At 43.4% G+C, this 25,079-nt stretch carries 19 protein-coding genes and 1 pseudogene; 5 read left to right on the top strand and 15 right to left on the bottom strand.

Going from position 1 to position 25,079, the window contains the following annotated elements; translation table 11 throughout:
• The first annotated feature begins 224 nt into the window (after nucleotides 1–224).
• Nucleotides 225–572, top strand: a pseudogene (locus ACIFSR_RS16865) (winged helix-turn-helix transcriptional regulator).
• Nucleotides 573–648: 76 nt separating this feature from the next.
• On the opposite strand, the gene ACIFSR_RS16860 reads toward ACIFSR_RS16865, so the two are convergent.
• Entirely contained in the window at nucleotides 649–1,215 is a 567-nt protein-coding gene (locus tag ACIFSR_RS16860) for an NADPH-dependent FMN reductase (RefSeq protein WP_430058568.1), read from the bottom strand.
• Nucleotides 1,216–1,230: 15 nt separating this feature from the next.
• Complete coding sequence (locus ACIFSR_RS16855; protein WP_430058565.1) at nucleotides 1,231–2,289, bottom strand: LLM class flavin-dependent oxidoreductase; 1,059 nt, start codon at nucleotides 2,287–2,289, stop codon at nucleotides 1,231–1,233.
• A 244-nt stretch (nucleotides 2,290–2,533) separates the two neighbouring features.
• Between ACIFSR_RS16855 and ACIFSR_RS16850 the strand changes: the two genes are divergently transcribed.
• Entirely contained in the window at nucleotides 2,534–3,949 is a 1,416-nt protein-coding gene (locus ACIFSR_RS16850) for a PepSY-associated TM helix domain-containing protein (protein ID WP_430058563.1), read from the top strand.
• Nucleotides 3,950–3,968: 19 nt separating this feature from the next.
• Nucleotides 3,969–4,460, top strand: a complete 492-nt coding sequence (locus tag ACIFSR_RS16845; protein ID WP_430058560.1) for a FixH family protein — start codon at nucleotides 3,969–3,971, stop codon at nucleotides 4,458–4,460.
• Between the two features lie 66 nt (nucleotides 4,461–4,526).
• Here the strand turns inward: ACIFSR_RS16845 and ACIFSR_RS16840 are convergent, their stop codons facing one another.
• From ACIFSR_RS16840 to ACIFSR_RS16815, 6 genes are all read right to left on the bottom strand, one after another.
• A complete protein-coding gene (locus ACIFSR_RS16840; RefSeq protein ID WP_430058557.1) occupies nucleotides 4,527–5,264 on the bottom strand; it encodes an ABC transporter ATP-binding protein in 738 nt (245 codons plus the stop codon).
• Nucleotides 5,257–6,078, bottom strand: a complete 822-nt coding sequence (locus ACIFSR_RS16835) for an ABC transporter permease (RefSeq protein WP_430058555.1) — start codon at nucleotides 6,076–6,078, stop codon at nucleotides 5,257–5,259. The genes ACIFSR_RS16840 and ACIFSR_RS16835 overlap by 8 nt, the downstream gene beginning before the upstream one ends.
• Nucleotides 6,075–6,644, bottom strand: coding sequence for a nitrous oxide reductase accessory protein NosL (locus ACIFSR_RS16830; RefSeq protein WP_430058553.1), 570 nt, complete (start codon nucleotides 6,642–6,644; stop codon nucleotides 6,075–6,077). Before ACIFSR_RS16830 ends, ACIFSR_RS16835 begins: the two co-directional genes overlap by 4 nt.
• On the bottom strand, nucleotides 6,641–7,981 hold the full coding sequence (locus ACIFSR_RS16825) for a right-handed parallel beta-helix repeat-containing protein (protein ID WP_430058551.1): 1,341 nt from the start codon (nucleotides 7,979–7,981) through the stop codon (nucleotides 6,641–6,643). Before ACIFSR_RS16825 ends, ACIFSR_RS16830 begins: the two co-directional genes overlap by 4 nt.
• Complete coding sequence (locus tag ACIFSR_RS16820) at nucleotides 7,978–8,355, bottom strand: hypothetical protein (RefSeq protein WP_430058549.1); 378 nt, start codon at nucleotides 8,353–8,355, stop codon at nucleotides 7,978–7,980. The genes ACIFSR_RS16825 and ACIFSR_RS16820 overlap by 4 nt, the downstream gene beginning before the upstream one ends.
• Nucleotides 8,356–8,536: 181 nt before the next feature.
• Nucleotides 8,537–9,631 (bottom strand): alpha/beta hydrolase, encoded by a 1,095-nt coding sequence (locus ACIFSR_RS16815; RefSeq protein ID WP_430059319.1) that lies wholly within the window; start codon nucleotides 9,629–9,631, stop codon nucleotides 8,537–8,539.
• Between the two features lie 284 nt (nucleotides 9,632–9,915).
• Here ACIFSR_RS16815 and ACIFSR_RS16810 point away from each other — a divergent pair, with 284 nt between their 5' ends.
• Nucleotides 9,916–10,689 (top strand): IclR family transcriptional regulator, encoded by a 774-nt coding sequence (locus ACIFSR_RS16810; RefSeq protein ID WP_430058547.1) that lies wholly within the window; start codon nucleotides 9,916–9,918, stop codon nucleotides 10,687–10,689.
• A gap of 18 nt (nucleotides 10,690–10,707) precedes the next feature.
• On the opposite strand, the gene ACIFSR_RS16805 is transcribed toward ACIFSR_RS16810, so the two are convergent.
• The 6 genes from ACIFSR_RS16805 to ACIFSR_RS16780 all read right to left on the bottom strand — a co-directional run bounded on the left by ACIFSR_RS16805 (nucleotide 10,708) and on the right by ACIFSR_RS16780 (nucleotide 17,996).
• Nucleotides 10,708–11,883: a Ger(x)C family spore germination protein gene (locus tag ACIFSR_RS16805; RefSeq protein ID WP_430058545.1), complete on the bottom strand. Its 1,176-nt coding sequence runs from the start codon at nucleotides 11,881–11,883 to the stop codon at nucleotides 10,708–10,710.
• Nucleotides 11,884–11,888: 5 nt separating this feature from the next.
• Entirely contained in the window at nucleotides 11,889–13,367 is a 1,479-nt protein-coding gene (locus ACIFSR_RS16800; protein WP_430058542.1) for a spore germination protein, read from the bottom strand.
• The gene (locus tag ACIFSR_RS16795) at nucleotides 13,364–14,446 is read right to left on the bottom strand and encodes an endospore germination permease (protein WP_430058540.1); all 1,083 of its coding nucleotides are present in this window, start codon (nucleotides 14,444–14,446) and stop codon (nucleotides 13,364–13,366) included. The genes ACIFSR_RS16800 and ACIFSR_RS16795 overlap by 4 nt, the downstream gene beginning before the upstream one ends.
• A gap of 214 nt (nucleotides 14,447–14,660) precedes the next feature.
• Nucleotides 14,661–15,701 carry an NADH:flavin oxidoreductase gene (locus ACIFSR_RS16790; RefSeq protein ID WP_430058537.1) on the bottom strand — a complete coding sequence of 347 codons (1,041 nt, stop codon included), beginning with the start codon at nucleotides 15,699–15,701 and terminating at the stop codon, nucleotides 14,661–14,663.
• 196 nt (nucleotides 15,702–15,897) lie between these two features.
• Nucleotides 15,898–16,473 (bottom strand): TetR/AcrR family transcriptional regulator, encoded by a 576-nt coding sequence (locus ACIFSR_RS16785; protein WP_339202960.1) that lies wholly within the window; start codon nucleotides 16,471–16,473, stop codon nucleotides 15,898–15,900.
• Between the two features lie 68 nt (nucleotides 16,474–16,541).
• Nucleotides 16,542–17,996: an MFS transporter gene (locus ACIFSR_RS16780; RefSeq protein WP_430058535.1), complete on the bottom strand. Its 1,455-nt coding sequence runs from the start codon at nucleotides 17,994–17,996 to the stop codon at nucleotides 16,542–16,544.
• A gap of 158 nt (nucleotides 17,997–18,154) precedes the next feature.
• Between ACIFSR_RS16780 and ACIFSR_RS16775 the strand changes: the two genes are divergently transcribed.
• Nucleotides 18,155–18,586 carry a MarR family winged helix-turn-helix transcriptional regulator gene (locus ACIFSR_RS16775; RefSeq protein WP_339209652.1) on the top strand — a complete coding sequence of 144 codons (432 nt, stop codon included), beginning with the start codon at nucleotides 18,155–18,157 and terminating at the stop codon, nucleotides 18,584–18,586.
• Between the two features lie 172 nt (nucleotides 18,587–18,758).
• Here the strand turns inward: ACIFSR_RS16775 and ACIFSR_RS16770 are convergent, their stop codons facing one another.
• Nucleotides 18,759–25,073: a family 78 glycoside hydrolase catalytic domain gene (locus ACIFSR_RS16770; RefSeq protein WP_430058532.1), complete on the bottom strand. Its 6,315-nt coding sequence runs from the start codon at nucleotides 25,071–25,073 to the stop codon at nucleotides 18,759–18,761.
• Between the last annotated feature and the right edge of the window lie 6 nt (nucleotides 25,074–25,079).

Genomic DNA, 25,079 nt, shown 5'->3' with positions numbered 1-25,079 from the left:
GATAATATCATCTACACTGGGGTTTGGAAACTAGAGGCACTTAATTATAAACGCAAAATAACCTCCATTCGTATGGAGGATTTTGGCTGCAAAAGCGCGCACTTCAACGATCGCTTTCTAATCACACTTTATGATGCTAATATGAATAATGAAATCACTCATAGTAAGTACAAGCTTACATGTACTATAGTATACAAAAATACTGTAAGGTGGAACGAAACGAAATGGACAAGCAGCCCGAGTTATGTAATGTAGATGATGCCCTTAGTATCTTAGTAGGCAAATGGAAGCCCCTCATTTTGTTGCATCTTATGCATTCAGGCACAAACAGATTCAGTGAGTTGAAACGAAATCTACCAGGAATAACGTAGAAAATGTTAACCCAACAGCTGCGTGAGCTCGAAGAAGAGGACATCATCTCTCGAAAAGTATATGCTCAAGTACCGCCAAAAGTAGAATATTCCATAACAGAATACGGCAAGAGCATAGAACCTGTTCTCGATATTATGCACGAATGGGGCACCAAGCACACCTTGTATAAAATGCAAAAAAAGAATCAAAATAGCCTTTAAGTAAAAAAGATGAACTCTTCTGTTCATCTTTTTACTCTATGGCACAACGGGACTGCAACGTCTTCAAGCAGCTGTCTTAGAAATCGTACTTTTCTTCTTTCTGTTCACGAATCTTGGTAAATGTTTCGGTCAATACAACGGTATCCTCTACCAAACGTTCAATTCGAAAGATAACATCGTCATTCGCAATTTCTTTCCGCTGAAAGTCCTTCTCTTCAATAAACACATAGGTTTGCACGATCTGAGCTTTCATATAAGCTAAAATTGGCTTCAATTGTTGTTCTGCAATTAAATAGTGCTTGGATGACCCCGCTGTTACAAGCATACTCACAATTTTATCGCGAAAAGCATTAACGGGCAGCAAATCAAAAATATTTTTTAAAGTAGCTGGAATGGAAGCTTGAAAGACGGGTGTCCCAATAATAATGGCATCTGCATCCATAATGGTTTTCGTAACGTAGCCCGTATCTCCTTCATATTCCAAGTAATTTCGACCATCGCTGAATTGAATCGTATAATCGGCCAAATCAATTAACGTCACTTCCGCATCAGGGTTTTGCTTTTTGACCGATTCCAAAGTGTAATTCATTGCTGTTCTTGTTTTTGAGCCCACGATTGATCCCGACAAACCAACGATTTTCATAATAAATCCGTCCTATTATTTCGCTGCTGTATATTTTTTTATAGCGGGTAAAATAACAGTACCAATGGTTTCAATCATCTCCATGATTTTTTCAAATGATACGCCGCCAAATTCGATTTGAGCGAGAAAACGCTGGTGACCAAACAGCTCATATTGATATAGAATTTTTTCAATAATTTCTTGAGGACTTCCGACCATCAAAGCATTGCGGGTATCGGCACCTTGAACAAAATGCTGCTTCGGAAAACCGCGTCCGTTAGAAAATTCCATACCTTTGTTAACATGAGGGTACGCTTCCTTCATCGCTTGCTGTGAGGTTTCCGCTACATAAAACAAGCTAGTGGTTGCAACTGGCAGCGCTGCTGGGTCAAAACCACTTTGTTCAGCAGCTCTTCGGTAGGCGTCAACAGATAATTTGAAGCTTGATGACGGACCCGCTAATGTCGCCAGCATCATTGGCACCCCTGCCATTCCAGCTTTTATCGCACTAGCTGGCGATCCGCCTACTGCACGCCATATCGGTAAAGAGCCGTTTAACGGGCGTGGCAATATTTTTGCATCGTTAAGAGGAGCACGAAAATGTCCATTCCATGTAACCGTCTCCTGATTATTGATTACATTTAACAGCTCGAATTTCTCTTCATACAGCTCTTCATAATCACGAAGATCATACCCAAGCAATTGAAACAATCCGATTCGTGATGCTCTGCCAGCCACGATTTCTGCTCGTCCACTCGATATCAAATCGATCGTCGCAAAGTCTTCATAGACACGAATGGGATCAGAAGTGCTTATAATCGATGCTGAGCTTGATATTTTAATTTTATCTGTCGCCTGAGCAATAGCGCTAAGAATAACTGCATGGGCTTGGGATACAAAGTATTCCTGATGACTTTCACCAACGCTGAACACATCAAGACCTGCTTGTTCAGATAATTTGGCCGCTTCAATGATTTCTTTAATGCGCTGCTGTGCAGAGATCCGCTCACCCGTATGCGGGTTGGGTAAATGATCCCCTAGAGAGTAAAGCCCAAACTCTATTCCTTTGCTTTGATCAATACGATATTTTTCCACTATATATCAACCTCTCTCTTATCTAATTTAAGTTAATTACTTTTTGTTATGACCCTATTATTACTCTTTTAAATAGGTAATGGAAGTACGTACTTTCGAGGAACAGGGTATCTAAAAGTATACTATTGTGATATTTACACCTTTTTTAGATTTGAAATGATAGCTCTATCGAGTCATCCGAAGTTATCCTTCATGACGTTATAATAAATAAGATTTTATTATTACAGGAACGGGGTAACGTTTTATGAGCAATATGCCAGTAGAAAAATTAAACACATCTGAACCCGGGATGAAAAAACGCGCATCAACAGGAATACGCCAAGCCATTTATCAGTCGGTATGGAGATGGCATTTTTACGCAGGTATTATTTTTGCACCCTTCTTGATCGTTTTAGCATTCAGCGGCTCTGTCTATTTATTCAAACCGCAAATCGAGGGATATTTGTACAAAGATATGCTTACTGTTCGTGAAGTTGGAACAACCAAGATGCCGCCTGAGGGAATGATTGAAAAAACAACAAAAGCTTATCCAGGCACTATAGTATCGTCTATTACGCTCGACGATGATCCTAAATCAAGCTACAAAATGTCGGTAAGCCGGAATGGAACCTCCACAACGATGTATGTGGATCCTTACACAGGCAATGTACTTGGCATGATGAACAGCGACAAAACATTTTCCGCTTTTTTCAAAAAAATGCACAGCGAGCTCGTTATAGGCGGTACCTTTGCCAACCGTCTGGTAGAACTTGCAGCATGCTGGGCGATCATCATGTTATTGACCGGTTTATTCCTTTGGTGGCCTCGCAATAAAGCTGCCATATGGGGAACTATTCTTCCAAGGCTCAGTAAACCCGGAAGCCGTATTTTCTGGAGAGATTTGCATGCGCTTCCTGCCTTCTGGATATCCCTCGTTTTGTTAGCCATTATAGCTGGAGGACTGCCATGGTCTGGGATTATGGGTGGACAAATCGATAAGCTGGCTAATTCAACGAACACGAATACGCCTCCCTTCGCTTCCATCTTTGGCGCAAAACCCGAATCCGTTACGGTCGCCAAAGATATTGCCGAGGATTTGCCTTGGGCAGCAGAAAGTTTACCCGTTCCTGCTTCTGTACTAGGAGGTTATGTACCTTTAAGCATGAATGAAATGGAAGCTATTGCTGATCAGCGTCATGTTCTGAAACCCTACACGATTACAATCCCTATAGGAGAAAGTGGTGTATTTACTGTATCCACATCGCATCCCACACCGGGTAAGGATGTAACGCTTCACATCGATCAATATAGCGGAGCAGTACTGACAGATGTACGCTTTGCAGATTATGGTATTATGGCCAAAGCGATTTCATATGGCATCGCTTTTCATGAAGGCACCCTATTTGGCTTAGCCAATCAGCTGCTTGGATTAATTGCCTGCATGGGACTTATTCTGGTAGCCATAAGCTCTTATGTAATGTGGCGCAAGCGTAAGCCTGAAGGCAAACTTGGCGCTCCAGCCAAACCAAAGAGCAGAAAAATAACGATTGGCGTACTGATCATCATGTTGGCATGCGGCGCTTTAATGCCCTTAGTTGGCTTATCGATTCTCGTTGTTCTTGTCCTCGATCTATTCATCCTCCGCAGAATAAAGTCGCTACGGCACTGGTTCTCGGTCTAAGCTTAAGGAGAATGTACTTATGAATGTAACCATCCGCCGTTTGTATAAGTCGGTATTGCCGCTTCTTCTTGTCGTATTGTTATGTAGCTGCACTGCCAAAGCTGCTGATGTTGACGAGAGCGGTCTACCGCCTCATCTAACCGTTAATCTTCTTTTGCCTGAGAACATCGAAATTGAAAAACCAAACCATTTCTCCGTAGAAGTCCTTAAGAGCGGTAAGCCGATGATAAACGCAGATCAAGCACAATTCATCATCTGGCAGGAAGACAACCAGTCTTCCGCCGTGACCATACAAGCAGAACAATTGTCGCCTGGCGTATATAGTGTCACGCATCCAATTGCTAAGGAAGGCCTTTATGTTGTCCAATCTCGCATTCATTTTGCAAACGATCAGGTTATGCCGACCAAACGCTTTGCGATTGGCAAGGATGCGATTGAAAAGCTAACAATGCTGGAGAGCGCACAACATTCTGGTGAACCTGCACCTGTGGAGAGCGGACATCATCATTAAAGAATAGATGCAACAAATCCCCCGCCTAAACAGGCCGGGGGATTTGTTTTGTGTATAAGGGAATAATTAAAATCCGTTAAGGCTGCCCGTTAATCCAAACCACTCTGCGAATGCATCCTGAAGTCCTCTCGCGCCTAATTGCTCCCGAATCTGTACAGAAGAACCTTCAAGCTCAATATGACCGCCTCTTAACAGAGCAATTCGGTTAGCAAGCGCCTCTGCCACGTGAAGTTGATGGGTTGAAAAAATAACAGTTTGGCCATTCGCTGCGATTTCTTTCACCATACGTACGAAGGTTTCAATCCAGTATGGATCGAGACCATTAGTAGGCTCATCCATCAATACAATGGGCGGCTTGGCCAATAAAGCCTGTGCAAACAATACACGTTGTCGCATTCCTTTCGAGAAGGAGGATACTGATTTTTTCCCAGTATCCGCAAGGCCTACCTCCTCCAGCACTTCCTGTACTCTTAGTTTTGGTACCCCTCGCAGCGACGCCCAAAATGCCAGTGTTTCATAAGCTGTTAATCCAGTACCAAACCGAAAATCATCCGGCATGTAACCTATAAGCTCAGCATAACGCTTGCGATCCTCTTTCCAGCGCAAGCCTTGAACAGCAATAATACCGCTGTCAGGCTGTGATATACCTGCAATCATTCTTAAAATCGTACTTTTGCCAGCGCCATTTCCTCCGCACAAAGCCAAAATTCGACCTCGTTCCACGTTCAAATCAAGCGCATTAATGACGACTTGCTTCTTTATTGATTTCTTGACGCCTTCAAGCTTCACTAAAGGATCAGGCACGTGATCGCCTCCTCTCCCAAATGAACTGTGCAGCTGTGATCACGCATCCTATCCATAGAACAGCTGTAAAAGCGAAACCTATACTCCCCGCAGGCTGCTTGATCCAATTGATCCATTCATAATATTCCGGGCCTAATATGGCTCCCCCGCCAAGCTTCACGACTGTAAATAGCCTGGAAAGCTCTGCCGGATTAACAAAGGTGAGTACAGTAACTGCTGGCTTGATAACGGGATATGGCATGAAACCAAGGACGGAAATAAGCAATGGCGGCCAGCCGATAATGGCAAAAAACCAAATGGCTACACCAATCGTTAAAGCTTGCCAGCGATTTTTCGCGAGTGTACCTATGAGCAGAGCAATGGCAAGAAAAAACAAAGCAATGCTGGCGGAAAAGGATAGCAGCTGCACATATGTCTGCAATCCAAAGCCTGATCCAGCGGCCAAACCAAGAAGACCCGCAGCGCCAAAACCTACAAAAACGATGACTAGCAGCACAACTGCGAGCCCTAAGTATTTCCCGAGCATAAATGACCAGGTGCTGATAGGATATGTCGATAATAGCTCCCAGCTCCCGTCCTCCTTCTCTGCGGTCAAAGAAAACGAGCCGAGCAGCAGGGACATCAATGGCAATAAATATAAGACTAGATTAAGCGTTGTTCCCGTAATGCCAGAATAGCCCTGAACATAACCTTGCGCGTTAATTAAGAGCAGGCTGAGCATAAATAATGCAAAAAGGCCCATAAACGAATAGGCCCACGGATTGCGAAACCCTAACTTCAATTCCCTTATTGCAAAATAAATCGTCTGAATCACGACTGGTTACCTTCCGTTTCATGGCCCATGTTCATCTCATCTTTGCTTTCATCGGAATGCATGCTTTCATTGTGCTTCTCCATGTCTTCCATATCCATCATTTCTCGGTTAACTTCCCATTTATGATGAGCAAGCTCATCCGAGCTAAGGAGCTGTCCCTTACCTTGCTCGTCGATGTAAGCTTGAGCGGACGCTTTATCCTCAAAGGCAATAACGCCATAAGCCATTGGCGTAATATACTCAGCATCGTAAGCATAATAAGCTTTCTCATATTTAACCCAATCTCCGCTATTATGATCTCTAACAAACTCTGCACCTAATGTTTCGGTTCCGTTCTCAACTTTCCACTTATTCATGCATCCAATATCATCAAATTTTAAAGACTGCCCGTCCTTCGTTATGATTTGGGTTGCGTAAGGATCATCCTTTATTGCCATATTGCAGATAACGCATTTATCCGTTTCTTCGTTAATGGCTTGCGGCTTGTATTCCTTGGCCCCACAAGCGCTTGCCAGCATCAAAATAACAATTAATAAAAGCGCTGCACCTAATCGTCCCGTTTTCATCTTTTTCTTACCCCCATATAAATGATAAAAAGCGCCAAAATCAAAAGTCCACTGCCAACTAATGCAGAATGCAGCAGCGTTTGTGTCGGTAATATAGCTTTCAGTTTCCCATTTGGCTGCATCAACGGGGAAAAGTCTGTTGACCAGAGCTGTCTATCCGACTGATAGAGATCTTCGAGAAAGATCATACCTGGCGACTGAAAAAACAATTGAAAACCTGGCTTCGCCTTAACAAGACTTTGAAAAAAAGGATTTAATGCATAGGCTATTTCGCTTCTGCCATCGCCATCCGTATCAATGCCTTGGAAGGAATCCCAGTAGTTACCGTCTAGCGCATTGCCAATACTATTTTTTGCTTCTGCGCTTGCCACATTACCTACAAACTGATTTTTAGTGATCACATTATCTTTAGCATCTAGCAACTGTATCCCAATAAAATTACCGATTACAGCATTGTCTTCTATTTTGTTTTGCGTGGATTGTTCAACATAAAGCCCGACGCGATTTCCCTCGACATGATTGCCTATGATTGATGTATCATGTGCGTCAAACAATAAAATGCCTTGGGAATTAACACTTTCACTTTGTTTATTGAATCGGTTTCCAGAAACCTCGACATCACGAACAGCCATAATCATTGCTCCAGTAATGTTCAGATTGCCGTAATTTTTGCGAATGACCGTCCCTTTGGTATACATGCAATGCACACCATAACGCAACAGCTCAAAATGATTATTTTCAATTAAATTATCATCGCTGTTCTCCATATAAATGCCATCGTGCATAGAAGAAATCGTATTTCCATCGAAGTTATTCCCATTCGACTCATACAGGTCTATTCCATTTCCTTTGTCAGAAAGTTTCAATGGACGATTCTGAGCTACGCCAACCCAATCAATTCTTGTGTTTCGAACTTCACCGTTATTTGCTTTCCTCATCTTGATACCAAAGGAGCCAGTGTGTATTTGCAAACCATCCAGTAAAACGCCATTCGCTTGCACTAAAATAGTAGGGTCTCTCTTAATCTTCTCATCCAAAATGTTAATTCCAGTGATAGAAACGTTGTTAGCCTTTATTTGTATGGCTGATTTTTCAGATGTATTTTTAATCGTAACCTCTGCGCCAGACTCTGCTGCCAGTTGCAACGGTTTATCAATCATTATGGGGCCTTCATATGTTCCTGAAGAAAGCAGCAGAATATCGCCTGCCTGGGCCTCATTAATCAACATCTGCAACGATTTCGCCGTTGCTTCTGCCTTTACACTGCTTGCCCCAATCAAAATAGGCAGCATTGCCACAATTAAACCAAACATTAATTTCTGTACAGCTGCTCTCATTGCACCTCTACCTGCTTCTTTTTCGTCACATGGATATCGTCGGTATACAGATGCATGTAGACCTCGTATGTACCCGGCTCTGGAAATGTGTACGTGCCGCTAAATACATTTTGTCCTTCCTTGTTTGCCTCAAAAAACACAGGCTCCTCTTTCACGCGGACTTCAAATGTCATCCCTGAGGAATCGGTAAGCTCAGCTCCCGTGAAATCTGCCATAAGTTCTATCGGCGAGCCTGATACTGGCTTGTCAGGATCTGTCCTCAAGTTCACCTCAATGGCTGCAGGGTCGTTTGTCACTGGAGCCGAAGCAGAGCAAGCTGCTAAGCAAACTAGAATGAAACACAATAACCCCGCTGCTATAATTATTTTTCGCAATGGTTCACCTACTCTCCTAAAAGTACTTCTCTTATTTTAACAACGTATACTTTTAACCAAATGACTCGAAAGAGTCATCTATAGTGCATAATCATCTGTTCACAAAACAAAAAAAGCTGCTTCAAAAGTAAGTAGTTCTACTTTTGAAACAGCCTCTACACAAGGTTACGGGCATCATTTGTTAACCAAACAATTCCTTTAATCCTTTTGCGATTTCGTTCATACAATCTTCCGCTTGCGGATATAGCCCTATTTTGTCCATAAAAGCATGGTCTACACCGTTGTATCTAATCATCTTCGTCTTGACACCTGATCTAATTAATTTTCTGGCATAAGCCTCGCCTTCCAATCTCAGATAATCATATTCCGCTTCAATAATAAGGGTTGCTGGCAAACCGCTCAAATCGTCTGCTAACAACGGTGATACATAAGGATCGGTTACTTTAGTATTTCCATCCAAATAAATGTTCTCAAGCCCCGTAGAACTGCCTAATGCCCATATGATTCCCTGAATAAGTTCGTGGTTGTGGTTAACGGTATACTCTTCCATATTCCATTCAAAATCATCGGTAGCAACGCCGCTCATGCTAACCGTAGGGTAGAGCAACGCCTGATATTTAATCATACCGGTTCCTAAATCCCTATCCATCAGAGAGCACACAGCTGACAAATTCCCGCCTGCACTGTCGCCTGCCACTCCAATTTGTTCCGGGTTGACATTGATTTCAGCTGCATGCTCATATACCCATTTGACCGCATCAAAACAATCGGTAAGTCCGGCAGGATAAGGATTCTCCGGCGCTAAGCGGTAGTCAACGTTCACCACAACGGCCCCTGCCTTTTCTGCCAAACACTTGCACGGGTTTTCAACACTATCTACAGAACCCCCGATAAAACCTCCACCATGGAAAAACACAATTGCTGGCATAGGCCCGCTCTTTTGCGGCGAATAGATACGGATAGGAATCGGACCATCTTTGCCATCAATCGTTTTATGATCTGTTTCAATTTCGGTAACGGTAACATCTACGTTTGGCCATCCCATCATAGCTCTGAGTTGACCGATGTTATCCGCAGCGAGTGAACCAAATTCCATCTTGGGTCCGGAAGCCATCGCCTTCAGCATATCCAAAGTAACATTCATCACCCTTGGGTCCAGATCCCCTTCTACATCGGAATCAGGAATATTTTTAATGACAATATCAAGCCCTTTATGCTTATTGACCTCAACTCGTTGTTCCATCAAAGAAACTAATTTTTTGTACTCTTCATCCATAACCATGATTTGTTCAGCTCCCTTTTCTAATTTACTTTTATCAGGCCGTTCATTCAAACATTCGTTCCTCTTGTAAATTTGTAAGCGTTATCAAATCATGATTGAGTCTGATTGCAAAATCAAAAATGTTCCACTTGTCAACTACTCCTCCTTCTAAAAAACTTGATTGGATAAGAGCTCTTATGTATGTATAATAATAGGCAAAGTCGACGCAAACAATGTAATTGTTCCTGTATACGGAATTATTAAATTAAAATATACATCGGAGAATGGGGTTTCAACTCGTGCCGAATACAAATCCGCAGACGCTCTCTTCTGTTAAAAACGCACTACGTTTATTAAAATTGTTTACTGTGCAAACGCCTGATAAAAGACTAACGGAGCTGGCCAAAGAATTAGGTCTAGGTAAAAGCACAACCAGCCGCCTGCTGTCTACCTTGCTGAGCGAAGGTTTTGTTTTTCAAGATCCAGTTTCTCATAAATACAGACTTGGCCAACGCATCGTATCGTTATATCATGTTATGGTTATGTCCTTTGAGGACTTAGCTGAAGCAGCAAGCCCCTTCATTGAGCGTCTCGCGCAAGAAACCTCCGAAGCACTCCGAATAGCAGTATTGGAGGAAAATGAAGTAGCTTATATTTATCAAAGAGAGGGTTCAAGTAAAGAAGACATCGGTTCTTTTGTGGGAGGGAGAAATCCGCTACATTGCACGAGTTCCGGAAAAATGCTTTTAGCCTTTCAAAATGAGCTTGATATGAACAAAATGTTGAACCAACCTCTTAGCAAGTTTACTTCAAAAACAATTACTGACCCCTCCCTGTTGAAAGAGGAACTGAAACGTATTCGGAAAAAGGATTATTGCGTCGTAATTGGGGAATTCAACGAAAACTTAGTTTCCATTTCATCTCCAATTCGAGACTCGAACGGTCAGGTTATTTCCGCACTTACTTTAATTAGCTCCATACATCATATGGATGAAAATCGAATCATTTCCTATACGAATAAAGTCTTAAAAACGGCTAAAGAAATTTCAAGGCAGTTTGGTTACTTGAAATAATCACAGCATCGCTTTTTATTATTTCGAAGGGTCTTTATGGTTTGTAACAGAATACTTTTCAGAACTCGAATGCACAATATTCAAGTCAATTTTGACTTCATTAATTGGATTTTCTTTTAACAGCAGTTCCCCTGCCGGAGAGCTGGCTTTCCACTGGCGGTAATGGTGTCGATATAAATCATGTTCAAGATTTAAGACATCTGTCTTCGTCTCTTTTCCTGTACGGAATAAATCAACAATTTCTTGATCGATTGTTTTTTTGGTCTCGTCAGTTAATTGCTGCAGCCCAAGAAAGCTGTTCTTGGTCTGGCTTACGATATAAGCTTTCGCTTTAATCTCAATATTATATTTAGGTTTTCCTTCCGCACTTACAAGCTTCAACTTGGTTTTAGGATTTTCTACAACAATTTGAACGGTTTCCTGCGTATTTTTAGGTACAGATACACCTGCACGAAGTGTCCCCTGTTGCATCCAGCGCAGTCCAGACAGTTTTTTTAATGGGATGTAGCTTTGATAAGCTTCGTTTTTGAGAAATATAGCCCCATCAATCATCAGTTTGGGCTCGTTTTTGTTTTTTTCCTTCCATTGCTTGTTGTTTAAAGCTAGTACTGGAATACAAGAAGTATAGCCAGGTTCATATATCTCTCCGATTAATCGGTGGAGCTTAATCGGTTTTATAGTAGAGCTTTGAGCATAAATTCCTTCCGGTTCATGGAGAATGGTGCTCAGCGGAGACTGTCCTAGAAAACCACCTGTGCTGAGAATATCCTTTACCGATTCTCTTGTCCCGAATACCCAAGGCGTTAAACGAAATTCATAATATCGAACAATACTATCGTAGATTTCTCCAAATCCTCTTTTGAAAGCCGCTTCGCTCACGATAACAGAAGTCAAATGCCCCCAATAAATTCGTTCTTGTGCGGTTTGATATAGAGCAAAGAAGGACTCTTCAAAAGAGCTTCCTACCCCCTCGCCCACCCAAATTTTCGCTGTTTGCTTCTTTCCTTCAGTCGATTTAGCGATCGATTGAAAATCAATAAACTGGATATAACCGTGATATTTTCCATCCTTGTAGTCCACGCCAATTGCCGATGCATAATTCAATTTCTCAATATCCTTAACATCCGAAGCACAGCCTGAGATACATAGCAAGAGGACTAACAGTACAAAAGTCAATCGTAAATTACGCATCATTTCTCTCACCTTTTCCTTTTGTTTAACATCGCCGAAGAGAAACGTGACCTTCTGAATGGATCAGCAAGCAACGCAGATAACCAGTCTTTCATTCGCAAGGAGGATATCGGTTCTAGATAGGAAAGCCCAAACGAATCGAGCCTGCATAAATAGATCAGAATCAGAAACATGCACAGAAAGAAACCGTAAATGCCAAGCATAGAGGAAATTAGCAAAATAAAAAGTCTGAGCAGGCTGACTGTTCCTGACAGCGACTGATTGACCAAACTAAATGTAGCTACCACCGAAATAGCAATAACAACAAGCAATGTGGGTGAAGCAAGCCCAGCCTTTATTAACGAGTCTCCAATAATTAAACCGCCGACAATACCGATGGTTTGTCCAACAGCTTTAGGCAGCCGAACGCCCGCTTCTCTAAGCAATTCAAATTGAAATAACAGCAGCAATGCTTCAAGGAAAGATGGCATTGGAACACCTTCACGAGATATGACTACTGTTGATAATAAGGAAAAAGGGATTTGATCCAGATTTACGGTTGCAATGGCAATCCAGAAGCCAGGTAAAAAAATACTGAGGACGAGCCCCATTATGCGAAGGGTTCGTTGGAGCATGACATAAAAATAGGGGAAATGGACATCCTCTGGTGATTTTAATAACTCAAAAAAGTTGCTCGGTCCGATCAGTACCATGGGTGATCCGTCTACAACAATGATAAATCTCCCCCGCAGAAGGGTTTCGATAACAAAATCTGGACGACCAATATAATCAATTAACGGAAACAGCGAGAAGGTTCGATCCGATAACCATTGCTCCAACTGCCCACTGCTTACCACACTTTCCAAATCAATGTTACTCAATCGTTTACGTGCTTCGGCTATCATTTCCGGGTTCGCTTTATGACTAAGATAAAGCAAAGATACTTCGGTTTTGCTAATGTTCCCAATGACGAACTGCTCACTGAACAGCAAACCCGTTTGCATCCGTTTCCGAATGAGTGAGATATTCGTAAACAAATCTTCCGTGAAGGCGTCTTTTGGCCCCTTAATTGAAATTTCTGTATTCGATTCCTGCAACGACCGCTGTGGAATCTTAGAAATGTGAACAACCCAAAAGTCCACTGCTCCTTCACAATATATAATCAAGCTGCCGCAAAATAAATGAGACACCATATCTTCAGCTGTCGTTTTTATTGCGAATAAGGGTAATTCGTCCACTTGAGCCTGTACTTCATCCGTACCGCATAACATGGCGTTAATATACTGGCACATGCGGGTGAAATAGATGTTCAACTCCGTTTTATCAACCATTCCTTCACAATAAAATGCCGTCAGCTTATCCTGCATCTCCAGTTGCGGCAATGGGGGAAATTGCACATCTGAGTAATTGGAGAATACATCTATCAATTGGCTCTTCCTTAGGCTTCCACTTTGCAGGCTAGTTTCCAGATCAACAAAAAGCTTTGATTCTTCAAGCAGCTGATTCATTGGGCTTCCTCTCTTCGATGTGGCATATAGGTGATCATAAAGAGTATCGCCGTTATGGCTACTCCAAACCACAGTGAATAGCTATAGAAGTAGCGCTGAATGAACGCCTGCATGCTAATATCACTAATCATTAATAGCGAAGGTATAGAAATGACAACTGTTATGCAAATCATAATCGTTTTTGAATATTTCTCAGAACCACGTCCAATAAGTTGAGCTAAAAAATAGATGATAAGGGCCGTTCTCACGATACTTCCGGCCATTAATTGAAAAGCTGCAAAAAAGTCTACATGCGAAATATGTCTTCCGATCATCACCAGCCTCCACTGCTCAAAAGCGGGAAACCGAAAATTTTCAGCCTGGATCGGCCCAAAGGAAGCTAAAGATCCTATAGTAGGTCCCAGGATCAATCCCACTAATAAGGTAAGCAGCACAAAAACGGTGCTATAATTCAAAGGTTTCTTCAATTTATGCTGTAATAGAAGCAGCACCATGAGGTCTATGCTCCCGCCAAAAACGACCACTATTCCTCTCAGATCTGGACCTATTCCTTCTGTCAAAATGGGTTGCAGCATGCCGTAATCTTTGCTGTTCTTTGTCATAATAGCTACGCCGATTCCCAATATCCAAACGACAGGCAATAATACGGTAGACATATATACGATGGTTTTGAGTCCCCCTCTAGCAGCGCAGTAAGCCAAGAAAATAAAGCTGAGGATAACGATAGCACTCGGTGTTCTCGGGAGGAAATAAATATTGACGTTTTTTGTTGTATCAAAAACAATCATCATGCCGGCTACCAGTAAATATAGAGCGAATCCACCGCCAATGACATTAAAACCGATTTTTCCGATTCGGCCTTCAATCCAGCTTTGAAACGATAAAGTACTCATCGATTTTAAAATCCAATATAAGATCAGGCTCCAAACAATCAATCCAGCATAAGCAAGCAGAATACTAATCCAGGCATCGCGTCCCGCTGCTTTTAACAGATGCGGAATGATTAGTACATGATTCGATATTCCGAGCGATAACAACAATAAAAAAATGATTTGAAGTCTAGAAAAGGATACTTCCACTGTTATTCACCTCCATTTTCCGGACAATATTTCATTTGGTATAATTACCCTCGAAGCGCCCAATTATGCATGGAGATGGAGCTTTATCCCATTTCACATCAATTGACTAATAATATGAATGCACGATTTAAATGAAATGTAAAAAAGCATGCTGCATTACGCAGCATGCTTACTCACCTATTATTTCCACCTGAAAGTCGATTAATATCCTGACTTAATTTAGTGTTTTTAATGCCTCTGAAGTAAATGGAATCAGCTCGTCTGTCCGGCCGTCCCGGATTTTGGCTGCCCAAGCCGGATCAACCAATAGCGCTCGGCCGATGGCTACCATGTCGAACTCTTCACGCTCGAGCCTTTGAATCAATCCTTCAAGCCCGACGTTAGCGGCACCCTTTCCTTCTTGGAAAAGGCTAATGAAGTCGCCATCAAGACCAACAGATCCAACGGTAATCGTTGGTTTGCCTGTAAGCTTTTTGACCCATCCGGCAAAATTAAGATCAGAGCCTTCGAATTCAGGCTCCCAGAAACGGCGAGTGGAACAATGGAATATATCTACGCCTGCCTCAACGAGCGGGGTAAGGAACTGTTCCAGCAGTTCCGGGGTTTCAGCTAATTTTGCTGTGTAATCATTCGATTTCCATTGGGATAATCGCAGCACGATGGGGAATTCTGCTCCGACTGCCAGGCGGCAAGCTTTGACAACCTCTACCGCAAAGGTAGTGCGTGCCAGCATGTCCCCGCCATAACGATCCGTGCGCGGGTTAGTCTTCTCCCAAAGGAATTGATCAATTAAATATCCATGCGCGCCGTGCAGCTCAATGCCATCGAATCCTATCCGCTTGGCTTCCAGCGCTGAATGTGCGAACGATTGGACGATATCTGCAATTTCTGCTTCCGTATAATCGCCAACATGTCCGCGTGCTCCCATATGCCAAATTTGCGGAATAATCTTACCGCCTGCTTCATGTACTTCAGACACCACATTTGCCCAGCCATTTAAGGCTGCTTCGCCGTAAAAATGGGGAATGTTCTGCTGATTGGATGCATCCGGGTGATTGATTATGGTTCCTTCAGTCACAATCAGACCTACACCGTTCTCTGCTCTGTGACGATAGTAGGAAGCTACATTTGCACCTGGCACGCCGTTAGGTGAAAATTGACGGGTCATCGGTGCCATGACGATCCGATTAGCTAATTCCAAATTTCCTATCTTGAAAGGTTTAAACAGCGGTTCTACGGTTTGAGTATAGTTCATAATAGCCTCCAAAATTAATTTTATAATGTTTCGTAATATAACAGGCAGTCGCCTGCAGCAATCTACGCGATTTTAATGTGAATGTTCATCCAAAGGGAATTACCTGCCCACCACCTCCTTAAGGTTGTAGTGTTTGTTTATCATCTGAATTTATTTCATATTCTTGACTCATCGGTCAAAATCTTAGCAAAAAAAATCAAGGCAAAATCATTGCAAAAGATGTACGCAAGACCGCCTCGATTTGTTCACGAGCTGCGCCTGATTTCTCTAAAATTCTAGCGCCTGAAATAGCGTTGTTCAAATAAGCTGCAAGCTCTTTGCTGGAAAAACGGGAGGTGATCAATTGCTGCTGCTGACCGCTGCTCATGATTTTCTCTAGAACCTGTTCGGCTTCGAGGAACATGAGCTCGATTTCACGAGTGACCTGCTCGTCCTCTTTTCCGAACTCCAGAGACGAATTGACCATTAAGCATCCTCGGCACATGGCTTCATCGTTTAGAAGAGATCTGCGTAATGAGTCGAGCTTCTCTAGTGGAGAAATGTTCTGCTCCTCCAGCTCTTTCAGTAACGAAATGCTCTGTTCACGATAATGTGCTAAAGCCTTCAGGAACAAGGCTCTCTTGTCATGAAATACACAGTATAAGCTTTGCTTCTTGACTCCCGTCATACGGGTTAGATCCTCATAAGAGGTGGACTTAAACCCTTTGGACCAGAACACTTCCATGGACTGGTGCAAAACACGATCGACATCAAATTCTCTTGGTCTGCTCATGAGATAACCTTACCACGTTCTTGACTGTACAGTCAAGAACGTGGAAGGATACTTAAAGTCATGCGTTTTTAGGCTGTTGCTCTTTTTGCTTTTTTCATAATGACGAGTCTCCAGCCAGTCAGCATTGCACATACTAAGCAGATGGCCGATGATGTCATGAATACGACATGCATGCCGGATAGGAAAATAGCGGGTTGGCCTGGAATTAAGTCGGTTACCCGGTATCCGGCTTTGCTGCTCATTTCGTGAAACAAGATGGTAGTGGCAAGCGTAATACCGACAACCATACCCACGTTGCGGACCAGTGAGTTGACACTGCCGGCAGAGCCGAGCTGTGTGCGTGGAACCTTGGACATAATAAGAGAATTGTTTGGCGGCTGAAATAAACCGCTGCCGATGCCGAGCATAGCGATCCAAACGCCCACGAGCACCACAGAGCTGCCGTCATGCAGGTGGGCTAGCCCAAACTGTGCGATGACCATAACGATTAGTCCAGCGAAGGTGAGTGCCTCAGAGCCGATCTTATCCGATAATGCCCCACTTATCGGAGAGATGACGACCATGCAGATCGGAAATAACATAAGCAGGAACCCTGCATAAAAGGGGGACAGCTCCAACATATTCTGCGCATAGAAAGGTGCAATAATGTTAAAGCAGAAGTTAGCTACAAACACAAGGAATCCGCAAAGAATACTGAGTGAAAACAAAGAATTTTTAAATAGCGAAAGCTGCAACAGCGGATGAGAACTGCGAAGCTCCACTCCTATAAAAGCGATGAAAACAGCGCCTGCTACGATCAGTGATAAAATAATCAGGCTGTCTCCATACCCTAATTGCTGACCAAGCAGCAGTCCAGCAAACAGCGCGATAATGAACACGGCGAACAAAAGACTGCCGGGAATATCGATTTTAGATTTTACCTTGATAAAGTCCGAAGGCAATACCTTCCATCCGAGGATAATGGCAATCAGTCCGATCGGAACATTCACCCAGAAAATATATTCCCAGCCTAAGGTCGAGACAATAATGCCGCCCAAGCTAGGTCCCGCAATACTGCCTAACGAAACGAAGGTACCGATCAGCCCAATCGCTTTGCCCCTCTCTGTGGACGGGAAAATATCGGTGACAATGCCCTGGCTGTTGGCCATGGTCATCGAAGCCCCTATCGCCTGTATAACCCGTGAAGCGATGAGGAAGGGTAGAGATGAGCTTAGTCCACAAAGCAGTGATCCAAAAATGAAAACGATCATACCAATTTTGAAGATTTTTATTTTGCCAGCAATATCCCCCAGCTTTCCAAAGAAAAGTATGACTGTGCAAATCGACATTAAATAGATGGTCGTCACCCACTCTACCTGCGCTAGAGGCAGATGCAGCTGCTTGACCAGCACAGGCAAAGCAATATTGACAATGCTGCCATCAAGCGTTGCCATAAAAGTGAATAAATTTAATACGATCAGGATCATCCAGCGTTTTTTCTGGATCGCCTCATCCTCTTGATAGGTTGCACCAATTGTACTCATACCTAGCACCTCATACCTCTTTATTGATATATAGTTGCGAACGCAACCAAATAATACACCCAGTGTACTACAATGTAGTTGCGCGCGCAACCAATTTCATGTAGTGTTTGAGGAAAGGCTAATCGACGATTTGAAATTTATTTAAAGAGGTGCGCATGATGAAATCGAACCAGGAACCGATCGGCAAGCTGATTTCTCAGCTTCATCGCCAAAATCAAAAAAAGCTCGCTGGTGAGCTTTTGCCCTATGGTATCGGCAGTGGCGGGCAGCCAAGCTTCCTTAAGCTGATTCTGAAACAACCTGGCATAACACAGGATCAAATGACCAATGAGTTGAAATTTGATAAGGCAACAACGGCTCGTTCAGTAAAGCAGCTGGAGGAGTCCGGATATATCGAGCGAAGAGTTGATCCTAAGGACCGCCGCTCTTCACTGCTCTACCCGACATCGAAGGCACTTGAGTTTGCTCCGGTGCTCCAAGCGATTCTTGCGGAAATAAATAACACGCTTGCCGAAGGATTATCAGCAGAAGAGATAGAACTATTGGTTACTTTGCTCCAAAAGATCAATAAGAATTCTGCGCACTTATAAGCGATTTTGTCAAATATAGAGCGAGAAAATCAGAGATAAGATCTGGAATACAAATGGAATGCGAAAAAAAGAGCGGGTTATCTTTTCGATAACCTGCTCTTTTCCTTGATCTTTGACCCTGTGTCTTAACTTTGAGCATAACCATTATTTTTCTTAATCAATTACAAAAATGCTATTCTGTGCGCCACTCGTCGAGGATCATTTGGGCAACTGCCGCTAAAGTACGAATGTCAATTGCATTTATGCCTAGCACATCCGCTTTCTCAATTTCAGACCAGTTCGGATCTGCTGAGGTTACGCCGTAGAACTTCGCAATAATCGATAGATCTCGAATCGTAACCTTCGTTTGTCCCTCGATTAATGTCACGATCTTCGCTGTGAATACTTGAACAGCTTTGTTTAGCAACGTTACAGCTTCATCCACCTGCCACTGACTGCTGCCAGCGTTTTTGGCCGTATTAATAGCTGCTTGAAGCGCCGCTTTTGATCCTGCAGCATACTTTCCAACCTTAGTCCCTTCAATCGCCCTGTCATGTTTCGTCTGTGCTGCTGCAATCGCAGCGTTCAATACGGTTCTGTCCACAGGAATCGATGGAATGACCGAGTCGGCAAACTGTTTCATAGCCGCATTCAAAGCATTAAGCGCACCAGCAACTTCCTCACCTGTCGCATTCGCATCATTCTTGACGGCTGTCGCGCTGTTGATTGCTGCTTGCAATGCTGCTTTAGCTCCAATTGGATACTGACCAGGTAAAGTTCCTTCCACCGCAGCTTCATGAGCGGACTCCGCTTGCTGGATTGCTGCATTCAGCGCCGTTTTATCAGCAAGATTCACTTCGATCAATAGCGACGCTTGGGACACATTCATTATCGTTCCTTTGCCATTCATCGATACTTCGAAATCAGACAACGATGCGGTCGTGCTGCCTGCCTTCGCATCTGCCTTCACCTTACCGTGGAGGCTGAACAAAGGACCACTGTCGATACCGCCTTGCTGCTCACCCGTGGTTGCCATAATGATTCGAATCTGGCCAAGCTCTGGTTTAACCGCACTCCCGAATACAGCGAAATTCGGCTTCAACGATTGAATGGCTGACGTATCTAACGCTTGAGATATGCCTTCTTTCACTGTCTGGAATTCAAACTTCTGCGGATCATAATGAAAAATAACATCAAGAGCCGTGAAATTCGAACTTATATTGTCCGTTCCAATTGTCCACTCTGCCTCCTGCCCTGCGAAGACCATTGCAGGACCTGACAGTGTGGCCATATCTTTTTCTGAAGCAACTGCGGTTACTTTGACATTCAGCTCAGCTGTTTTTGCTCCATCTTCCGTCTTCGCCGTTATGAGACCTGTTAATGCTTCCGCTCCCTTATTGGTTGCCGTAACGGTTGCTTTGGTTGCTGCACTAGCCTCATCATAATGAACATTCGTGACAACGATGTTTTCATGATTAGATACAAAATGCACATTTTTGTTTGTTGCATTTGCCGGAAAGACTGTCGCAGAAATTTCAATGCTTTCACCATCCTTCAATTCGATGGAAGAACGATCCAGCTTTAGTTCAGTAACAGGGATATTTGCACTTACTTCGAAACGCTTGATTGCTTGCGTCGTTCCATTGCCTGCAACCACTGTATAAGTTCCCGAAGACGCATCTTTTTCTATTAAATAGGATGCACTAAATACACCGCCAGGCAATTCTTTATTGAACAACATTGCTTGATCCGGCCCTAGTACCTTTACCTCCACTTTATCTTGTGTCGTATACCCCGCTATCGTTATGGAGTCCCCAGCTACTCTAGCAGGAATATCCTGTAATGAGACATATTCTGCGTTCAGCGGCATCGTCCAAACGTCGGCAATCGAAGGATCATAATTGCGTCCTTCCTCATCTTCTTGGAACCGAACAGTCACCTTGCCATCCTTTGTTAAAGAGATATCATCAACAACAAATTGATAGGTTACAATACCTCGGCTATCTTTTTCATTCACGCGGCTGAGCACTTTCGTTCCGTTTACCAATACATAATAATCTTTCATTTGTGCCCGATCATACGTTTCGATTGCCCTAATGATGAAAGGTTTGCCTGACTCAACGGTCATATCAAATTGGAAATAACCATTTGCGTCTCCATGATTAACATACCTTCTCGTTAATCCCTCCTCAACATTTGCACCGGACTGAGCGGAAAACTTTACATTATGTTTTTGTTCAGAGCCTTGTTCGCCAACGTCTACATGATCGTAAAAGTCTAGCGGCGGGTTTTTATAACGCACTTGAATGGTCGTACTGCTCTTGGCTGCTTCAGCTCCATTAAACGAAGCAATCGCATGCAGCTCAGCAGCCGTTTCAACGGCAAGAAGCGGTGATTTCACCTCAAAACTAATATTCTTTTCTTCACCGGCTTCAAGGCTATAGGCTTGGCGTGCAGGGGAAACCGTCCAGTTTAAAGGAGCACTGAGCTCTATAGATCCTTCAACGGAAAAGCTTCCTTTATTTTGAATGGTTGTATTAACCGTTGCTGTACCGCTAGGCTCGATTGTTGCTGGTTCAGCCTTTAATGCTTTGATAATAATTGGCGAATCGATCTTTATTGTCGTCTTCAAAGGCACTTCCACTGTTGCATCATTTATTTTGTAGCTTCCGCTGCCAACTATATTAAATAGGCTAGTGGGTTTTTGTTGCTCCGACACTTTCACACGAAATGCAGCAGCAAACGTTTCACCTGGTTTAATGACAGACGTTTGGTTATCTCCTATCGAAGTGACTTCCCATCCTTCGGGTTTCTGGAGAGTATAACGAACATCATTAATGCTCACATCGCCATCGTTAGTTGCTTTCACTTCAACTGTAAATGTATTTCCGGGCAGTACGGATACCTCGGAAGGGCTAATTAACCACTTTATTCCTAGCTTTTCATTACTAATGGCTGACAAAAACGTTGTTGCGTTTGAAACAAGATTTGCTAATTTTTTAGCAATAATGTCGTTTATTGACCCAGCATTGTTTTGTTCTTGCAACCATAGCTGTAAACCGTCTGTTTCATATAAAGCATGATGAACTTGCTCGATAAAGAGAGTATCATCACTTGCTTTGTACGCCTCAATACTTGCTTCAATTCGGCTTGCAAGCGCCTCGCCTTTATCTGAAAGTGCATGAGTTTGTTCGCTGGTGAGCTCTCCATTATTGGAATAGCTTATTACTTCATTTTGAAATTTGTCCGCTTCATCAAGTGCACTGCCTAACTCTCCAATAATAGGATCAACTACAAACTGATAATCACCCGAGCCTACAGTGAATACCGCATTGCCTTCCTCCATACCAGCAAATTGTACACCTTCCACCGACAATGCAAATTGGCTGCTCTCTGTTACTGCCCACTTGCTGTCTGCAGGGATATAGACCGTAGCCGTTGTGTTTGCTGGAATCGTGACATGCTGGCTAAAAATATCCCCTTCTTTTTTCCAATCGCTTACAATCATGCCGTAAACAGAATTGTACGATCCTTTGGCACTAGTCAAATCTCCACCAGGTCGAGGTTTAATCAAAATATGCTTATAACCCGGGCTTGCAGGGTCCTGTTGAATGCCGGCAATATTTTGATACATCCAGTCTCCGACTGCTCCATAAGCGTAATGGTTAAAAGAGTTCATGCCAATGTCTTGGAAACTGCCATCCGGCTTAATAGAATCCCAGCGCTCCCACATCGTAGTCGCACCATTTTTGATCTGATATCCCCATGAAGGATAAGTGTCATTGTTGAGCAATCGGTAAGCAACATCCAAATGTCCCGTTTCGCTCAATACCGGCAATAAATCTCTCGTCCCAAGAAAACCGGTTGATAAATGCCAGTCGCGCGCTTTAATCAGCTCTACCAAATGATCCGCCGCAGCTTGACGTTTCGATTCGGGAACCAAATCCATGTACAAAGCCAAGACGTATCCCGTTTGGCTATTTCCTTTAACTTTTCCATCTTCGCTAACATAGGCTTTAACAAACGCTGCTTTCACTTGCTCATAAAGCTGCTCGTACTTGTCGGCATCTTCTTGACGGCCGATGGCATGCCCCATTTCGGATACCAGTTTTGTACTGTACGCAAAATAAGCGGTAGAGATTAAATCTCCTGGCGTTGGATCATTCACATCCAGCCAATCACCATACATCGACGACGGACGAATAAGTCCAGAGCTATTTTTTCTCATATATTCGATCCAGTGAACCATTTCATCATAATTTTCTTCAATAACACGGATATCTCCGTAACGCTGCCAAATGGTATACGGAACGGTAACGCCAGCATCCCCCCAGCCGGCATTGCCTCTTTCTCCGAGAACATTAGGCGCTACATCGGGAAAAGCACCGTTAATCGATTGTCCATCTCTCAAATCTCTCATCCATTTGCTTCCTATAAACTTTGCCACGTCCATATTAAAAGCAGCAGCTCCAATAAAGACATTGATATCACCGGTCCAACCCAAACGCTCGTCACGCGCAGGCGTATCGGTAGGAACCTCTAAAAAATTGCCTCGCTGCCCCCAAGTAATATTGCTTTGCAGTTGATTCAACATCGCACTAGAAGTTTCTAATTTGCCGCTAAACGGTGCTGCTGTATGCATGACCAGCCCTGTAACGGCATCCATACTCGGCACGCCGGGATAACCCGTTACCTCCACATAACGGAAACCATGAAACGTAAACTTCGGCTCATATACTTCATCTCCGCCGCCCTTCAAGGTATAACGGTCCGTTGCTTTTGCCGCGCGCAAGTTTGCTGTGTAGAAGGTCCCGTCCGGGTTTAATACCTCTGCATGTCGCAGAGTAACCGTTTGACCTGCTTCACCGCTTACTTTTAGCCTTACGGTTCCGACCATGTTCTGCCCTAAATCAAACACATATTTGCCAGGTTCCGGCTCTGTCATCTTAATCGGCTTCATTTCTTCAATTATTTGTACCGTTGGGCCATCCTGGGCGACTAGCTTCCCAGTCACTTCATCCTCTAATTTCTGAACCGAATCCCAGCTCGATGCATCGAAGGCAGGAGTATCCCATCCGTCTAATTCCTTCGTTGCATCATAGGTCTCTCCCATCAAAATACTAGAAGATACAATTGGTCCTGCAGCCCATTTCCATGATTGATCCGTTCCAATTGTTTCTGTTGAACCGTCTGTGTACTCAAGATTTAATTGCATGAACAAATAATTGCTATCGCCATAAATGTTCGGACCAATAAAACCGACATGTCCGGAATACCATCCCTCAGCCAATATAGCGCCAATGACGTTGTCACCGTTTTGAAGCAAATCAGTTACATCATAAGTCTGGTATTGAATATGCTTCGTATAATCTGTCCATCCTGGCGTAAATAAATCTCTGCCTATACGTTTGCCGTTAATGCTAGGTTCATATATTCCGAGAGCGCTGGAGTAAAGCCTTGCTTTTGCAATGGACTTCTCTAAAGAGAAACCTTTGCGAATGTAAGGAGGCGAAGCTGTAATTTTTACGTTTTTCCCCCACGGCGACTCCCCATAGGACGCGACGATCATCGCAGCTGACCAGCTGCTGTCATCAAAATCTGATTTCTCCCATCCCTCCATCTTTACCTTGGCCGCTTTCAAACCTTGATCCATATTCAATTGAAGAGGTGTTCCTTCCTCAAATACCACTTTCAAGCTGCCAAGAAGACCAGCAGGTCCGCCATCGTTTGATGTTTGGATTGCAATCGTATTAGATCCAGGAATGAGTGCACTTGAGACATCTACAATTTTGCCTTCTTTCCATGAATCGACCGCTTTGATAGAACTGCCCATTCGCTTTCCATTCACATATAACACGAACCCATCATCCGCAGTTAATAAAAATTTTCCTTGTGTTATTGTCCGGTCTAACGGCAATTGAATGGTTTTGCGAAAATAGCGATCTCCTGCAGGAGCATTTGAAGCCGGATTCCCTTCCGGAAACCAAACCCATTTAAGACCTTCTGTTGTCATATTGTTCGCGTCGCTCATACCGATCCATTCCGCTTGCCAATCCGAACCATGGAGAAGACCCATTTCCCACCAAGCAGGATCACTCCATTCTGAAGCCTTCTCATTGTTCAAGTCCCATACTTTTACTCTCCAAAAGTAACGTTTGCCAGACTCCAGAGGTTTGCCGTCATAAACGACATTTACCGATTGATTCGAATCAACTATATCGGTATTCCACACGTCCGGTTGATTATCCAGCAATTTCTGTTTGGTGCTAGCTACCTGAATGGCGTATGCTGTTTGAAGCTGTCCACGTTTATCGGACTGAAGCTTCCAACTCATCCTTGGCTTCACCACATCAATACCGATCGGATTGTTCGTGTACTCCGTCGTTAAATCGGTTACCGCCATCGTTGCTCCCGTTCCACCCGCTTCGCCATACGCCGTACTAGTCATAGGCAAGCATAATGTGAAGCCAATCACCAAAGCTAATAGAAGACTCATGGTTTTCCTCATACTTTT

Origin of the sequence: Paenibacillus sp. NRS-1760, assembly GCF_050467785.1 — a bacterium.
GTDB lineage: Bacteria > Bacillota > Bacilli > Paenibacillales > Paenibacillaceae > Pristimantibacillus.
The sequence above is the reverse complement of the archived record's forward strand: the minus strand, read 5'-3'. Positions and strand labels throughout refer to the sequence as shown.

Excerpts from the sequence above, each read along its gene's own strand:
- ACIFSR_RS16770 (WP_430058532.1), bottom strand. The coding sequence starts at position 25,073 with ATGAGGAAAACCATGAGTCTTCTATTAGCTTTGGTGATTGGCTTCACA.
- ACIFSR_RS16790 (WP_430058537.1), bottom strand. The coding sequence starts at position 15,701 with ATGAACTATACTCAAACCGTAGAACCGCTGTTTAAACCTTTCAAGATA.
- ACIFSR_RS16860 (WP_430058568.1), bottom strand. The coding sequence starts at position 1,215 with ATGAAAATCGTTGGTTTGTCGGGATCAATCGTGGGCTCAAAAACAAGA.
- ACIFSR_RS16785 (WP_339202960.1), bottom strand. The coding sequence starts at position 16,473 with ATGAGCAGACCAAGAGAATTTGATGTCGATCGTGTTTTGCACCAGTCC.
- ACIFSR_RS16845 (WP_430058560.1), top strand. The coding sequence starts at position 3,969 with ATGAATGTAACCATCCGCCGTTTGTATAAGTCGGTATTGCCGCTTCTT.
- ACIFSR_RS16800 (WP_430058542.1), bottom strand. The coding sequence starts at position 13,367 with ATGAATCAGCTGCTTGAAGAATCAAAGCTTTTTGTTGATCTGGAAACT.
- ACIFSR_RS16825 (WP_430058551.1), bottom strand. The coding sequence starts at position 7,981 with ATGAGAGCAGCTGTACAGAAATTAATGTTTGGTTTAATTGTGGCAATG.
- ACIFSR_RS16815 (WP_430059319.1), bottom strand. The coding sequence starts at position 9,631 with ATGGATGAAGAGTACAAAAAATTAGTTTCTTTGATGGAACAACGAGTT.
- ACIFSR_RS16780 (WP_430058535.1), bottom strand. The coding sequence starts at position 17,996 with ATGAGTACAATTGGTGCAACCTATCAAGAGGATGAGGCGATCCAGAAA.
- ACIFSR_RS16830 (WP_430058553.1), bottom strand. The coding sequence starts at position 6,644 with ATGAAAACGGGACGATTAGGTGCAGCGCTTTTATTAATTGTTATTTTG.
- ACIFSR_RS16850 (WP_430058563.1), top strand. The coding sequence starts at position 2,534 with ATGAGCAATATGCCAGTAGAAAAATTAAACACATCTGAACCCGGGATG.
- ACIFSR_RS16775 (WP_339209652.1), top strand. The coding sequence starts at position 18,155 with ATGAAATCGAACCAGGAACCGATCGGCAAGCTGATTTCTCAGCTTCAT.
- ACIFSR_RS16805 (WP_430058545.1), bottom strand. The coding sequence starts at position 11,883 with ATGATGCGTAATTTACGATTGACTTTTGTACTGTTAGTCCTCTTGCTA.